We start from the raw sequence: 15,089 nt of genomic DNA, 5'->3' as shown, positions 1-15,089 counted from the left end.
ATTTTGTTGAGGTTAATGGATTGTATGTTTGTGAAATTTAATACATTTTGCTATTTTTCTGATTGTTAGTATTATATTATCAAAAACTTTCTTTCATGCTAAAATTTATACATTACCAAAAACAAAATAATATTGTATTAATTAAATTTCATTGTAAATTTTAAGGGAGAAATATGTTTAACAATAATAAAATTCTAGTAGTTATCCCTGCAAGAGGCGGTTCGAAGGGTATTCCTCGAAAAAATATTCGTTTACTTAAGGACAGACCATTAATTTCCTATTCTATCGATATAGCCAAATCTTCTGAGTATGTTGATGATGTTGTGGTAACTACTGATGATTCTGAAATTGCATTATTGGCCGAAAAATTTGGAGCAAGTGTGATTAGGCGTTCTGAAGAGTTGGCTGGCGATGATGTTCCACTTGATCCGGTTGTATATGATGCAATGATTCAAAAAGAAAAGCAGGCTTTTGATGAATATGACCTTATAATTACGCTTCAACCTACTTCCCCATTACTCAGGGTATCCACTTTAGATGCCGCAATTGAAAAATTTGAAGACTTTTCAATTGATAGTGTTTTGTCTGTTGTTGACGACAGGCATCTGAGCTGGGGATTTGATGAGAAGAATCAGAGGTATTTCCCGAATTATATTGAGAGAAAAAATAGGCAATACTTGCCGAAGGATTTCAGGGAAACCGGTGCACTTCTTGTTACCCGTAGGAATTTTGTCCATGAAAACTCACGACTTGGAACCAATCTGGACTTGATTGAAGTCAGCCGTGAAGAAAGTGTAGATATTGACAATTATGAAGACTGGTGGATTGCCGAGAATTATTTGCAGAAAAAACGAATAGCGATTGTTGTCAATGCTTATGATGAAATCGGAACCGGTCATGTTTACCGATGTTTGTCAATCGCTTCAAAATTGGTTTTCCATGATGTTTTATTTTTGATTGATGAACAGCGTCAGCTCGGAATTGATATTGTAAGCAACTATAACTATCCGTTCAAACTTTATGATGGTGAAGATGATTTATTTGATATCCTAAGACAATATTCTCCACAGATGGTCATTAATGACATATTGGACACTTCTGCAGAATATATTTCTCATTTGAAAAATGAGGGTTATTTTGTTGTTAATTTTGAGGATTTGGGAACAGGTACAGAAGTGGCGGATGTCGTGTTTGATGCATTATATGAACATGAAATAGGTGAAGACCATGTTTTCACAGGTCACAAGTACTATATTCTAAAGGATGAATTTTACTTCCAGCCCCAAAAAATCATCACTCAGGAGGTTCATAATGTCTTAATTACTTTTGGAGGAACAGACCCTAATAATTTTACAGAAAAGGTCATTGATTCAATTTTATCTACCAATTATGATGGAAGAATTAATGTAATTCTGGGATTGGGCTATGACGGGCTTGAAAGCCTGATTGATAAATATGAATCAAACCAGGCAATTCAGATTTATAAGAACGTTTCAAATATCAGTGAATTCATGTTCCAGGCAGATATAATATTCACTTCAGCGGGCCGAACAATGTATGAAGTTTGTTCTATCGGTGTCCCGACAATCTGTCTTTGTCAAAATGACCGTGAGGTTACACATGTTTTTGCAAACTCCAGCAATGGTTTTATAAACATGGGGTTGGGTGTTGCGGTTGAAAAACAGCATATCATAAATCAGTTCGTCGATTTGGTGAATGATTATGAGAAAAGAATCGAAATGAACAAGAAAATGTTGGATGTCGATTTAAAGGATGGATTTGAAAATATTTGGTCGATTATTCGTGAGGAATATAGGAAATTTGAACTTAAGAGGTAAATTATGAAAATATTTAACAAATACCCATATTTGATTGCAGAAATCGGGGTTAATTTCTATGATATTGCAAAAAAAGAGGGAATGTCAGATATGGCTGCGGCCAAATTCATGATTGATGAGGCAAAAGAGTGTGGAGTTGACGCAGTAAAATTTCAATCATATAAGGCAGATACAATTGCTTCAAAAAATTCTCCGGCATATTGGGATTTATCCGAAGAGCCAACAACCTCTCAATTTGAATTGTTCAAAAAATTCGATAAATTTGGTGTTGGTGAATATAGGGAACTTGCTGAGTACTGCCATCGTATTGGAATAAAATTTTTATCCACTCCATTTGATTTTGAATCTGCCGATTATTTGGATGAATTTATGGATGTTTATAAGATTTCCTCTTCCGATTTAACAAATATTCCATTCATCAAGCATATTGCAAGTAAAAACAAACCTATTCTACTTTCTACAGGTGCTTCAACTATAAATGAAATTAAACAAGCAGTAAATGCTATTGAAGAGGTATCTACAGTGGATATTGCAATAATGCATTGTGTACTTTCTTATCCTACATCTTATGAAGATGCTAATTTATTGATGATTAAAGATTTGGTCGAAAATTTCCCGGATTATGAGATTGGTTATTCTGATCATACAAAACCTGATAAGAATATGGCTGTTCTAACAACTGCCTACAATTATGGTGCTACGATCTTGGAAAAGCACTTTACATTAGACAAAAAATTGCCCGGCAATGACCATTATCACGCAATGGATCCAGATGATGTCATCAAATTCAGATGGAATGTCCATTTCATATCTAAGATCAACGGTATGAAAAACAAGCAGCCGTTAATCTGCGAGACCTCTTCAAGGCGTCAGGCAAGAAGGTCAATTGTTGCAGCAAGAGACATCAACAAAGGGGAAATAATTACAAATGAAGATTTAACATTTAAACGTCCGGGAACAGGAATATATCCTTCAAGAATAGATGAAGTACTTGGAAAATCTGCTAAAGTGGATATTTTGGAGGATACCTTACTTGACTTTGATATGCTAGAATAGATTTTGGTGTTTTAATGAGTGTTAGTGTTCATGATATCTGTGAAGTGTTTTTTGATATTGAAAATAAATACAATCTTAACTATCATGAAATTCAAGGATGTTATGCCTGGCAATTGATAAGGATGCATCTCTATTATGATATAACACGAAAGACACAAATATTCAATGCCCCTCAGCAGAAATCCTTGTCTCTTTTTGATAAGGTGAAAACATTTTTACCCTTTTTTAAAAATTCAGTGCTTAAAAATCCTTTCAATGGAAAATATGATAAGGATATCTTAATTTTTGACCATCCTCGAAAGGTAATTTTCAAAGGAGAATATTGCGATATTTACAGTAACTTTTTAGTTGATTTCTTAAGGGATGATTATTCCTTTGAGGTTTTGGAGTCTCCATACTTAAATAAACATTATACAAAGCCTCAGAACTATGTTCTTTTCACTGATGCAATTCAGTTGGGTTCATATATTCATAAAAAATTTAACAAGGTTGAATTCAGCGAAAGCGAAAAGGAACTTATTTTAAAAGTTCAGGGCGAGCTTGAGGCAACTTTCAACATTAAGCTGAATCTCAAGTGGATGTTAACAACACATATTTTAAATTTCCAATATGATTTTAAGAAATATGTTGAATTGTTTAAAAAGAGAAAACCTAAAATGGTTTTTGTTGTTGTAGCTTACGAAAATCATGCCATTGTGGCAGCAGCCAAATATCTGGGTATTGAAGTTATTGAACTCCAACACGGAACCATTACTGATTATCATTTAGGTTACTCTTATCCTAAAAAAACAAGATTGAATGGAGATATTCCATATTTTCCGGATAAACTATTGTCTTTTGGAGATTATTGGATGAATGAGGAAACTTCTCCAATATCTCGTGAGAATATTGTTCCCATTGGCTTTTCATACTTTCAGGAACAGTCAAAAGATTTTATGGATATTGACGTCATAGACAATCAGATCTTATTCATATCTCAGGGGGTCATAGGGAAATATCTCTCAAAATTGGCGTTTGAATTTGCAAAATCTCAGAAAGATTTAAAGATTATCTACAAACTGCATCCCGGAGAGTATGAGACATGGAGGCAAAATTATCCGGAATTGGTCGAAGCTTCCCAGTTTGATAATTTTGATGTAATCGATAACAGTGAAATTCCATTGTATAGGCTTCTGGCACAATCCAATTATCAGGTGGGAGCATTTTCAACTGCCATTTATGAAGGTTTAATGTTTAATTGCAAAACCTTCATTTTAGATGTTCCGGGTGTCGAATACTTAAATGATTTGATTGAAAAAGGCTATGTTTTTAAAATTAATGATGTTGATGATTTAAACAATAATCTGGACAGTTTTAAACCGACATATTATGATAAAAATTTCTTTTTCAAAAATCTTGATACAGAATTGCTGAAGGAAGTGGTTGATAATGGATGAATATGTAAAGTTCATTAAAAGAATGGGAGTAGTGGGTATTGCAAATATTCTAATATCCATTAGCGGATTGATTTTCATTCCGATTATTACCAAAAGCTTTTCAACCGCTGATTATGGTGTATGGTCTCAGGTAAACACTTTTGTATCGTTGGTTCCAAATATTGTGAATTTGGGACTCCCGTATACTATGGTAAGATTTTTGGCCGCTGAAAAGGATAAAACGATTATTAAGCAGTCTTTTTATTCGATGATGTTATTGGTTCTGGTATCGACAATAATCATGATTGTGGCATTGTTAATATTCTCAAATCAAATCGCCAATGCTTTATTTGATGGTAGTATGCAGATAATGTATATCGTTATTGTCATGGCATTTTTCGCTTGTTTGGATTTGATGCTGTTAAGTTATTTCAGGACATTTCAGCAAATCACACTCTATTCCACTTTTCTGGTACTGCAAACCTATATTGGTGTGGTATTCAGCATTATATTGACATGGATGCATCAGCCTATTGATGTGGTCGTTTTGGGACGTTTGTCAGGATTTTTCCTTGTATTTGTCGCAATGGCCATTTTGATAGTTCGTGAATTGGGATTTGCTACCAAACTTAAAAGCCTAAAAGAGGAATTAAAATTTGCTATTCCTACAGTTCCGAATAACGTATCGTCTTGGGTTGTTGATTCAAGTGATAGGATAGTTATCGGTATTTTTCTTGGATCCGTTGCTGTAGGATGTTATTCTCCAGGTTATTCCTTGGGAAATATTGTATTGATGTTTTTAACTCCGTTTGCAGTTTTACTTCCTGCCGTATTGCCGGAATATTATGAGAGGGGGGATATGGATAAAGTCGATACATTTTTAACTTATTCATTGAAGTATTATCTTCTGATTACCATTCCTGCATGTGTGGGTTTGAGTCTGCTTTCAAAACCACTGCTTTATATCTTAACTACAACAGTTATTGCAGATAGCGGATATATGATTACTCCTTTAGTGGCTTTAGGCGCGATGTTTATGGGAATATACGGTATTGTGAATAATATAATTATCTTAGAGAAGAAAACAACTATTTTGGCACATATCTGGATTGTTGTGGCTGTTTTAAATATCGTCTTAAATATTTTTGCAGTGCCTTATATCGGAATTTACGGTGCAGGAATTGCAACATTGCTTTGTTATTTCTTTGCATTTGTAGTGACAGTGTTCTACTCTAAAAAATACGCTAGATTGCCTTTTGATTATAAATCAATCGCTAAAATAATTATTGCATCAGTTATTATGGGTGCTTTTGTGATTATTGCAAATCCGATGGGAATTGTTAATATTTTAATCGTTGTTGCAGTTTCAGTTGTTATTTATTTTGCAGTATTGATTCTATTGAAGGGAATTGACAAGAAAGAAGTTAATTTAATCAAATCAATGATTTAGTGGAATTTTCCCTCTTTTTTTAATTTCTCATAGTGGTCAATATCACGATGTTTAAATACTTTGGCGGGATGGCCTCCAGCTATTGCATATTTTTCAATATCTTTCACTACAACGCTGCCTGCCTGAATAATCGCACCTTCACAAATCCTTACGCCGGGCAATATGGTCACACGATTTCCCAGCCACACATTATCTTCAATGATAACGTCTTTTGAGATGATTGTGTTGTCGTAAGGGATTGCATTTCCTTCATCATAATTGTGGATACTTGTTATTATCATGCATTCAATGCCTGAATGGAAATTGTCTCCGATAATTACATTGCCGTTTCCTTGAATTTTCATCCCATTAAAATTAACATTATTTCCTAAAACAGTGTTTGGTGTAACGTAACTTTCACCATTTACCTTGAAGTTATTCCCATAACTTTTTGCAACACTTTCACATCTATGTTGATATAATTTTTTCTTAATTTTGTTAAAAATCATTGTATCCAAAAAAAGAAATTAAATTTCTGCAGAACAATCTGCAGAATATTTGCTAAGTAAAACAGCACATTTGTCAATGGTTTCTTGATCTAATTTAATAGTACTGGTTTTGATTTTGTTTAACAGTTCTTCAATAAATAGGTCTTCATCAGTTAAAGGCATATTTATTACAACAACTTCATTATTAATAAAACCGACTAAGGGTTCAACAAAGCAATTTTTAATATTATTGTCGTTTAAGAAGTTAATTAAATCTTCACCCAAGGACAATGCTTTTTGTTTAATCTTATTGTCTTGAGAAAATTTAGCCTGTTTGGTGGTGTATCTAAATCTTCTTTTATTTCCATCAAATGGAACTTCTTCAAGTTTATCTTCATCTAGCTCAGTAGAACCAATCATGTTTAAGTTTTCATTTTCTGATTCTAGTCTAAGTTTAGGATTGTATTTTTGTGATAAAAGAGCATAAATTCCAGTTGGACCTACAACTACATGGTTAATGCCTGAAGATGAGGTAGGAGTGTCAACATTATAAAAAACATAATACTCATCAGAAAGGGTTAATAAGTGTTCTCTGATAATTCTTGTCCTTTCTTCAGTTTGCTTTTCATCACGGGTTTTATAAAGTCCGTAACAAAGCATTATCACTCCAATAAATATTGTAACAATTCCTATACCACTGTTTATAAGTAAGATTTCAATGATACTTATAAAGAAAATAGCGATACCGACAATTAAAACAATATTGTTTGTATCTAGTGCATTTACATCAAATCCGGGATCAGGATTATTAATTGAATTTTTCTCAGGAATTATATCTCCGTTATCAGGTTCGGCGATACTGATTTTGTCAAATATGCTTTCAGATGATTTTTTTGCTTTTTCCTCATTTGGATAATACTTATTCATGCTTTTGAAAAACTCGTTTTTAAGGAAATTCTTCAAAATATCGTAATCGTTTGTCTTTGGTAGAGCAAATTCTTTTCCAAATTTAGATAAAACTGCAGCAGGAATTGTAGTTCTTGCGGTTTTTGAGATATTTTCAGCAGCTTCAAGTTCTTGCTCCCTTTTTTCATCATCTGCAATTCTCAACATGCGTTCTTCTGAGAAGAAATCTCCAATTTTGTCAGTAAATGATTTTAAAGAGTGATCGGGTTCTTCATTTGTTAATTCTTCAGATGTTGGTTTTTCGGCTTTAGATTCTCTTCTAATGGCTTCAATTTCTTTTTGTCTTTCTTCAAGATATTTGTCTAATTCCTTATTCATTTCATTATCTAAATATCTTAAAGATCCTCCACAACTGTCACATTCGTAATCAAGTATGCTATCGCTACTTTTGATTTTATATTTTAATCCACAATCTTGGCATTGAACAATATATGAATTATCGTATTTGAATGAGTCAATAAATGAAGATTCAGTTATATTTTCACGATTAGAATAATCTTCTAAATATTCTAAGTCACCTGCACATGAAGAACACTCAAATGTTGCGATATCGTCATCATCATCGAGTTGGTATTTTGCACCACAGTTCTTACAGCATACAACTTTCATAATATCCTCTTAAAATTGCTTTATGATATTATTTTTTAATTTTTTTTATTATATATGTTTCTAATATTCATCAATGCATTTTTGGTAAATGCTTTCTATCTGCTTTTCAACCTTGTTCCAATCGTATTTGTTCTCTATTAATTCTCGACCAGTTTTTCCAAATTTTTCACATAATGAGTCATCGTTCAACAATGATTTCATACAATTGGACAAATCTTCTTCTTTAAATTCGCAAACAAGTCCAGCATTATCCTTTACCCATGTGTGGATATGATTGTTTTTTGTTAGAATTAATGGTTTATTGCAGGCCATCGCTTCCAGGCCGCTTGTGGTAAAGGACTCATATCTTGAAGGCATAACAAATATGTTGCAGTCAACCAATGCTTCAATTTTATCTTTTCCGGTTAATACTCCTGGAAATATGATTTTATCTTTTAGGTTGAATTTTTCAATTAGTTTAACAAGTTCCTCTTTAAATCCATAATCCCCTCCAACAATAACTAATTTGACATTGTCATGAGGAATTTGATTAAAACTTTTTATCAATAAATCAAGACCTTTTATTTCATGAATGCGTCCTAAAAATAAGATTATTTTGTTATTTTCATCAATATTATATTTTGTTTTGAATTTGCCTTTTGAAGGGAGATTATTATATTCATCCAGATTGATTCCCAATGGAACAATCTCAATTTTATTATCCAAAACGCCCATTTTCAAGTATTGTTCTTTTTCAACTTCTGTTAGGGCAAAAACCCTTGATGCATCATGCAATATGTCAAATCCCCATATCTTATCGAAAATGTCTTTCATTTTTTCTTTTTGAAAAAAGGGAAGTACCGATCCATGTGCCTGCAGTACATAAGGTATATTATTTTTTTTAGCATATCTATGGGTTGCAATTGCAAGGGAATGTCTGTGTTCATGTATATGCACTATATCGAACTTAGCGATTGTTTTTTTGATATGTTTGATTGAGGAAATTGGTGTGTCGATGGTTAGCTTGTTTTTAACGGTATTTGAGATATTTCTAAAATAAAATACTTTTATTCCATCAACATCAACATTATAGTTGTTTTCAAACTCCAATCTTTTATCGCAACTGTCGGTGGTATAAACGCTAACGTCATGTCCTGCTTCGAGTTGCTTTTTTGCAATCTGATAAGATGCATTGACCACTCCCCCATGTGCAAAACAGGGAGCGAATGAAGGCACAACATGTAAAATATTCATTTTAAACCCTTTCGTATATGTATACATTGTTAATATTTTTTATTTCCGTATAGTTTGTAACATTTTCCAGTATTTTATCTGAGATGTAATATGTGGCATTGCTTGAGTCAATCGTTTCCTCGTCACTGCTTTCTATGGCCAGAAGATTTTCGCCTAACCACCAGTTATATGCCCTTACATTATATGTGCCGATTGAAAGATTCTTATAATCCGGGTTTGAGTCAATGATATAATCCGAAACGTCTTCTATTGTTTTAAACTCATCGGTTTGTTCAAAAGTTAATGTAAAGGTGAAAGCCTGAATAATGAATAATGCTATCAATATTACTGGCAGTATATTTTCATTAATTTTGATGCGTTTGTTTATCGTGTCAATTGAAAGCAAAACAAAATAGATTACTGCCGGAAATATTGGTAAAAGATAACGGTTTACTTTAATGCTGTAATAGCTGAAGAAAATCAGGTTTGAAAATATCCAGGCTAGCATGAAATATTCGTTTTTGTTATCGCTGTCCCGGCCCATAAAGTAAAGGCCAGCCAAAATAAGCAATGTTGTAACTACTGAACTGATTCTTGTAAAGCTTAGGATTGCAACTATAAAGAATGCTAAAGGTATCAAATCCTTTTTTTCAGGTTTTCTTCTATTGTTGTACAGCCATAAAAGCATTCCAATAATTAAGATTCCAATGATTATAAAGGATAGTGGAGTAGGATTTTCTAAAATAGGATTTCCGTCAATTACAGTATGGGAATTTGAAATAAAGTTTAGGAAATTGGATACGTAATAGGTAACATCGGTATTGTATGCAGGATCAGTTTCTGAACCTTGGGCTCCGCTAATTCCGTTTGATATCTGTCCGCTGGCACCAAAATGGCCGCTGCCCATGATTGAAATGGCTCCCATCGTAATGATGACAAGAAGCAATCCAATGATAATCCCTTTTTTGATTTCTTTAAAATCTTCAGATTCCATTTTAAATCCTTTTTCATAAATATAATAAAGGACTAATGCAGGTAATGTTAAAATTACGGTATATCTTGTAAATATTCCTAAAATAACAAACAATATTGCATATTTGTAAAATTTTGGATTTTCTTTAATTGCAATGATTGAGAATAATGCAGTCCAAATAATCATTGAGACTGCAGGAATGTCTAAAGTCCCATTTGCAAGCCAGGTCAAATAAAGAGTCAATGATGAATAGATTATGCATCCGCTAAGGCTTAAGACTTCATTAAAATATCTTTTGAGTAAAATATAAAATCCTATATTTCCAAATATTGCAAAGGCTCCTGTTACTATGTATATTGCCAGATTGTCAACAAATCCCAGTCTGAAGAATATTGATGTTAAAAAGCATATTAATGGGGACAGATATATCGTTCCTGTTGCGCGAATGTTGACTCCTGTATAGTAAAGGGCATTGATAAGATAAACATAAACGTCGGAACAGTATATTCCAAAATTAGAGTTAAATATTATGTAATTTACAGTTAAAACAATACTGAATACTGCAATTATAATTAAGTAATAGTAATCTTTTTGGTTTAAATTAAAATCTTTCAACATTGTATCAATTTTTTGTAGTTTTAATAAATAAGCTTAAAATGACCCAAGAGCAAAGGCAACAAATGCTATCAGCATCCCTATTTTCAGATATTTTGAGGATTTTGCAGCGGTTTTTTCATCTTGTGATTTGATGATTATAAATGCACAGTATAGGAATAATATTACTGCAATTGCTATTATGATTAAGTAGATTATTCCAAATATATGGTAAAAGTATAATAATGGGCATAATGCGCTGTCAACGATGATCAATATTGTGGCCATTAATGCCGGAATTTTGGTGCCTATCATTATAGGTAAAGTTTTTGCCCCATCTGCCTTATCTCCTTCAATATCTTCTATATCTTTAATGATTTCACGTGCAGTTGTCATTACAAATGCAAAAAACCCTAAAAATATTGAAGTCATTATGATGTTCGGATTGTTTATACAGAATCCTCCGAATACGAATCCGAATCCGGTCATAAAACCCACGGCCAAGTTTCCAATCAGGGGGGCTGATTTCAATTTGTATGCGTATAAATAAAGTACAACATCAGCAAACAACACAATCATAAATGGAATCCAGTTGTCAGTTAGGTAGCTGATTAGGAATCCGCATATTGTACCTGCTAAAAATAGGAAATATCCATAGTTTCGGCCTGCTTTAAGTGAAATCCTGCCTGAAGGAATAGGCCTTTCAGGTTTGTTTATTAAATCAATGTTGTAGTCAAAATAATCATTGATGACATTTCCTGCTGCGGTTTCAAAAAACACTGTTATCATCGCAAGTATAACGGGTATGCTCAGTGTTTTGTCTATTAAAGCAACTAGAATAATGGATATGGCGCCCATCAATGCGTTTCCAGGTCTTAAAATTTCAATATAGGGATTCATTGTACTTCCTCAAGTAATTGTGCAAATTTTTTTGCAGTATTCTCCAGCGAATATTCCTCAGCAAATTCATTTCCACAATAGTTTAAATCATTATTATTATATTTGATGTAATAATCATAAATAGCTTTTTTACATTCATCAACATTTGATACATGATATCCAATGTTTGTTTTTTCTATCAAATCTTTGAGAGAACCTTCTTTATATCCAACGGACAATATTGGTTTTTTACATCCGATACAGTCATAGACCTTGCCTGGAATGAACATCTTTTCAGATTCGTCCATCCATGAGATAAGCAATAGGATATCAGCGTTCATCTGATGAGTTAAAACTTCACTCTGTGTCACTCTTCCATGAATATTGACATTGTCCCTGATGTTATATTTTCTGGAAAGCTCCTCCAGATTGGTCTCATCTCCATAAAAATCAACAATGATGTTGTCGGCATCAATTTTATTTTCATTGACCAACTGATTTATGCTGTCAAATAATATTGAAGGGTCTCTTTTACCGCTATAGAGGGATCCTGCATACATTAATGTCAATCTTTCATTATTTTTTGTCTGTTTTATTTTTTCAAAGTCTTCAGGGTCAAAACCTGATACAACCGGAGCGATTTTTTTATCCGGATGGATTTTTTCAAGAGTTTGTTTTGCCAGCTGAGTGGTTGTGGTCAAGACATCAACGTTTTCAAATGTTTTCATTTCCAGTCTCTTTTCAAAAAATTCTCTGATGAAATTATGATTGACATAAGGATTTGAATTCCACAAATCCCTTAAATCGGCAATCCAGGGGATATCATATTTCTCTTTTAAATCATGCGCTATTATATGTGAGGTAATTGGTGAAGAAGTGGACAATATTGCATCTATCTTTTCATTTTCAATAATTTCGCATGATGCCTCTATTGCGGGCTTTTTCCAATATTTCATGCTGTCTGGATATGCGAATATCTCTCCGGCAAGTGAAAGAGATTTGGATATGAATTTGTTTGTCTGGTCTCTGCCACTCACTTCCCGTTTTCTGCCAGTGTTGTTTGATTTTGGCATAAATCTTGAAATCATGTCCTGATAATCGGTTTCAACAACCTTGACGTTATCTAGCTTGACGGTTTCGTTTGAAGTTCTGGGCACGATTACAATAGGCTGCCAGCCGAATGACGGCAGATATTTTGCAACTCCCCTCAATCTTTTTGATGCAATTCCAGTATCATGATTATAATTGAATGCAATATAAAGGACTTTTTTCATGTTCAAATCACTTAAATTTTCTATATTTAATTTTTTCATTGAAATAATATATATTTAACTATGTAAAACTCTGTTTTGCCCATACTTTTATATATGGATAGATTTAAAAATATAATTTGAAGTTTAATTTTTTAAAAAAGCCATTTTAACTTGATATTTGGTGCAAATATGAGTTTAGAAAAGTATTATCTTAAATTGCCGGATTTTATAAAATTCAATCCAAGAATTTTGAAATTGAGTTTTGACATTACCGACAGGATTAACAATTCTACAGGTGTGTCCACCCAGGAATTCCTTTCGCAATTGTCTTCTCCGGATGGGAAGCTTAATTTCACTAGCACTCATCTCAAATTCCGAGAACTGTATGTTGAATTGCTCATTTTCATTGACAATGTCTGCAACAAGTATGGGCTTGACTATTGGTTGGGTTTCGGCACACTTCTGGGTGCGGTCAGGCATGGAGGGTTCATTCCATGGGATGATGATATTGATTTGGTAATTTTAAGAAAGGATTATAATAAATTACTCGAAGTGCTACCAAAAGAACTGGTTAAACATGGTTTGGATGAATCCTGCGGATTGACATTGCTTCTTGAAAACAGAAAAAATTATTTCAAAGATTTTAATAATGTATATGAGGTCAGGGACATCGACGGAAATCTCCTCGTCGACGGCAAATATAATTTTCTGCAGGTTGCCTGGTTAAAGCCTTATGTTAAGATAGACATTTTTCCTTTTGATTTTATAGAGGATGACAAGGTAGATGGGATTTACAATAAGTTTGCTCCAATTCAGTACAAGTTCTATGATGATCTGTTGAATGATAAGGTAAAATTCTTTGATGAAATTGACTCCGTTCGAAAAAAGGCAGGATTTACAGATCTTAAGACAAAACAATTCTCAGATACTATTGAAGGGGTTCCTCATTGGAGAATAAGAATCTTTGATTACGACAAAACATTTCCATTGGACAAAATAGAGTTTGAAGGCCATGAGTTCAACTGTCCTAAGGACTGCAGCCATCATCTCAATGTCATGTTCGGGTCAAGGTATATGGAATATCCGAAAGTCATCTATAATCATGATACATTGAAACTGCTTGAAAGGCAATTCGGTTCAAAATCTGAAATGGATAATGATTTTGATAAGGCTATCGACTTTCTAAAAAATATAAACGAAGATTTTGAGTAATCTTGTTTTTAATGTTTTGAACCTCTCCGACCTGTTGAGGTCGGAGATTCTTAGGTAATCCATTTTTATGAATGGAAATATTCTAAGCTATCCCCCAGGTCCCCTAGGTTGTTTTTTTTTTTAGTGTTTTTAACCCTTCATTTAAGATGTTGATTGCGGCATTGTGGTCTCTTTCATGTTGTGTGCCGCATTTTGGGCAATTCCATTCTCTATCGTTTAGGGTTATGTCGTTGTTTTTATAGCCGCATTTATGACATGTTTTTGTGGAAGCGAACCATTGGTCGATTTCAATGAATGTTTTACCGTATAATTCTGCTTTGTATTTTATTTTTTGTTTTAGTTTATACCATCCGGCATCATGAATTTTTGGACTCAGATTATGGTTTTTTAGCATTCCTTTGATATTTAATGTCTCCATTACGATTATATCGTATTCTGTGACTAGTTTTTTGCTGATTTTGTGGTAAAAATCGTTTATTATGTCGTTTCTTTTGTGTTCTAGTTTTTGTAGTTTTTCTACGGCTTTTAGGTAGTTGCTTCCATATGGTGAGGATTCAAATCTTCGAGATATTATTTTACGTTGTTTTTTTATTTTATCATCTAAATCGCTGGTGTCTGGTTTGGCTATCACCTCTCCCGTCGATAATGTGATATAATTTTTTAAACCAACGTCAATTCCCACTGATTTGCCTGTTAATGGAAGTGGATCTATTTGTATTTCTAACTTGTAGGTTATTGTTGCATACCATCTTCCTTTGTCATATATGATGGTTACGGTTTGTATTCTGCCAAGTATTGGTCTCAGACCATGTAATTTGATGAAACCGTATTTATTTAACCTTATATACTTGTCTTGGATTCGTATGCTGTTGTTTACATTTTTAATGGTGAATGATTGTACTGGATTTTTTAATGTTTTAAGTTTTGGTTCACCTGATAACTTTTTATCATGGTGTTGGTATGCTCTTTGTAGGCGCTCTGTGGAGTCTTGTAGAGCAGTAGAGTCGATTTCATACAGAAATGGATTTTCATGCTTTAATTCACGCAGACAATTGTTATAAAAGCTTCGATTTATCTTAATTTTTTCATCCTTTGATTCAGGATAATTTTTATCGATTATTTTGTTGTGAATTCTTGCTTGTCTGACTTTTTGTCTAACATTATT

12 protein-coding genes are annotated in these 15,089 nt (G+C 33.2%); 5 read left to right on the top strand and 7 right to left on the bottom strand.

The window, feature by feature from the left end; all coding sequences use genetic code 11:
* The first annotated feature begins 173 nt into the window (after nt 1-173).
* From ACJMLO_RS00220 to ACJMLO_RS00205, 4 genes are read left to right on the top strand one after another with little or no spacing between them, the layout of a single operon-like run.
* On the top strand, nt 174-1,838 hold the full coding sequence (locus tag ACJMLO_RS00220; protein WP_405292750.1) for a cytidylyltransferase domain-containing protein: 1,665 nt from the start codon (nt 174-176) through the stop codon (nt 1,836-1,838).
* A 3-nt stretch (nt 1,839-1,841) separates the two neighbouring features.
* Nucleotides 1,842-2,894, top strand: coding sequence for an N-acetylneuraminate synthase family protein (locus tag ACJMLO_RS00215; protein ID WP_405292748.1), 1,053 nt, complete (start codon nt 1,842-1,844; stop codon nt 2,892-2,894).
* Nucleotides 2,895-2,908: 14 nt separating this feature from the next.
* Nucleotides 2,909-4,330 carry a sialyltransferase gene (locus tag ACJMLO_RS00210; RefSeq protein WP_405292746.1) on the top strand — a complete coding sequence of 474 codons (1,422 nt, stop codon included), beginning with the start codon at nt 2,909-2,911 and terminating at the stop codon, nt 4,328-4,330.
* Nucleotides 4,323-5,759 carry a flippase gene (locus ACJMLO_RS00205; RefSeq protein WP_405292744.1) on the top strand — a complete coding sequence of 479 codons (1,437 nt, stop codon included), beginning with the start codon at nt 4,323-4,325 and terminating at the stop codon, nt 5,757-5,759. The genes ACJMLO_RS00210 and ACJMLO_RS00205 overlap by 8 nt, the downstream gene beginning before the upstream one ends.
* Here ACJMLO_RS00205 and ACJMLO_RS00200 read toward each other — a convergent pair.
* The 6 genes from ACJMLO_RS00200 to ACJMLO_RS00175 are packed head-to-tail and all read right to left on the bottom strand — an operon-like array spanning nt 5,756 to nt 12,733.
* Nucleotides 5,756-6,247: an acyltransferase gene (locus tag ACJMLO_RS00200; protein WP_405292742.1), complete on the bottom strand. Its 492-nt coding sequence runs from the start codon at nt 6,245-6,247 to the stop codon at nt 5,756-5,758. The two genes, ACJMLO_RS00205 and ACJMLO_RS00200, sit on opposite strands and share 4 nt — an antisense overlap.
* 18 nt (nt 6,248-6,265) lie before the next feature.
* Nucleotides 6,266-7,801 carry an NERD domain-containing protein gene (locus ACJMLO_RS00195; protein ID WP_405292740.1) on the bottom strand — a complete coding sequence of 512 codons (1,536 nt, stop codon included), beginning with the start codon at nt 7,799-7,801 and terminating at the stop codon, nt 6,266-6,268.
* Nucleotides 7,802-7,861: 60 nt separating this feature from the next.
* Complete coding sequence (locus ACJMLO_RS00190) at nt 7,862-9,034, bottom strand: glycosyltransferase (protein WP_405292738.1); 1,173 nt, start codon at nt 9,032-9,034, stop codon at nt 7,862-7,864.
* Nucleotide 9,035: 1 nt separating this feature from the next.
* Nucleotides 9,036-10,604 carry a glycosyltransferase family 39 protein gene (locus ACJMLO_RS00185; RefSeq protein ID WP_405292736.1) on the bottom strand — a complete coding sequence of 523 codons (1,569 nt, stop codon included), beginning with the start codon at nt 10,602-10,604 and terminating at the stop codon, nt 9,036-9,038.
* A 33-nt stretch (nt 10,605-10,637) separates the two neighbouring features.
* Entirely contained in the window at nt 10,638-11,480 is an 843-nt protein-coding gene (locus ACJMLO_RS00180) for a UbiA family prenyltransferase (RefSeq protein ID WP_405292734.1), read from the bottom strand.
* Nucleotides 11,477-12,733, bottom strand: a complete 1,257-nt coding sequence (locus ACJMLO_RS00175; RefSeq protein ID WP_405292732.1) for a glycosyltransferase — start codon at nt 12,731-12,733, stop codon at nt 11,477-11,479. Before ACJMLO_RS00175 ends, ACJMLO_RS00180 begins: the two co-directional genes overlap by 4 nt.
* A 168-nt stretch (nt 12,734-12,901) precedes the next feature.
* Here ACJMLO_RS00175 and ACJMLO_RS00170 point away from each other — a divergent pair, with 168 nt between their 5' ends.
* Nucleotides 12,902-13,924 carry a phosphorylcholine transferase LicD gene (locus ACJMLO_RS00170; RefSeq protein WP_405292730.1) on the top strand — a complete coding sequence of 341 codons (1,023 nt, stop codon included), beginning with the start codon at nt 12,902-12,904 and terminating at the stop codon, nt 13,922-13,924.
* Between the two features lie 103 nt (nt 13,925-14,027).
* On the opposite strand, the gene ACJMLO_RS00165 is transcribed toward ACJMLO_RS00170, so the two are convergent.
* Nucleotides 14,028-15,089, bottom strand: a 1,062-nt coding sequence (locus tag ACJMLO_RS00165; protein WP_405292728.1) for an RNA-guided endonuclease InsQ/TnpB family protein, incomplete at its 5' end; no start/stop codon positions are given.

The organism is Methanobrevibacter sp., assembly GCF_045120835.1.
Classification (GTDB): domain Archaea; phylum Methanobacteriota; class Methanobacteria; order Methanobacteriales; family Methanobacteriaceae; genus Methanocatella.
This window is presented reverse-complemented; position numbering and strand designations above follow the sequence as displayed.

Coding starts and splice junctions, on each gene's coding strand:
- ACJMLO_RS00220 (WP_405292750.1), top strand. CDS start 174: ATGTTTAACAATAATAAAATTCTAGTAGTTATCCCTGCAAGAGGCGGT.
- ACJMLO_RS00215 (WP_405292748.1), top strand. CDS start 1,842: ATGAAAATATTTAACAAATACCCATATTTGATTGCAGAAATCGGGGTT.
- ACJMLO_RS00210 (WP_405292746.1), top strand. CDS start 2,909: ATGAGTGTTAGTGTTCATGATATCTGTGAAGTGTTTTTTGATATTGAA.
- ACJMLO_RS00205 (WP_405292744.1), top strand. CDS start 4,323: ATGGATGAATATGTAAAGTTCATTAAAAGAATGGGAGTAGTGGGTATT.
- ACJMLO_RS00200 (WP_405292742.1), bottom strand. CDS start 6,247: ATGATTTTTAACAAAATTAAGAAAAAATTATATCAACATAGATGTGAA.
- ACJMLO_RS00195 (WP_405292740.1), bottom strand. CDS start 7,801: ATGAAAGTTGTATGCTGTAAGAACTGTGGTGCAAAATACCAACTCGAT.
- ACJMLO_RS00190 (WP_405292738.1), bottom strand. CDS start 9,034: ATGAATATTTTACATGTTGTGCCTTCATTCGCTCCCTGTTTTGCACAT.
- ACJMLO_RS00185 (WP_405292736.1), bottom strand. CDS start 10,604: ATGTTGAAAGATTTTAATTTAAACCAAAAAGATTACTATTACTTAATT.
- ACJMLO_RS00180 (WP_405292734.1), bottom strand. CDS start 11,480: ATGAATCCCTATATTGAAATTTTAAGACCTGGAAACGCATTGATGGGC.
- ACJMLO_RS00175 (WP_405292732.1), bottom strand. CDS start 12,733: ATGAAAAAAGTCCTTTATATTGCATTCAATTATAATCATGATACTGGA.
- ACJMLO_RS00170 (WP_405292730.1), top strand. CDS start 12,902: ATGAGTTTAGAAAAGTATTATCTTAAATTGCCGGATTTTATAAAATTC.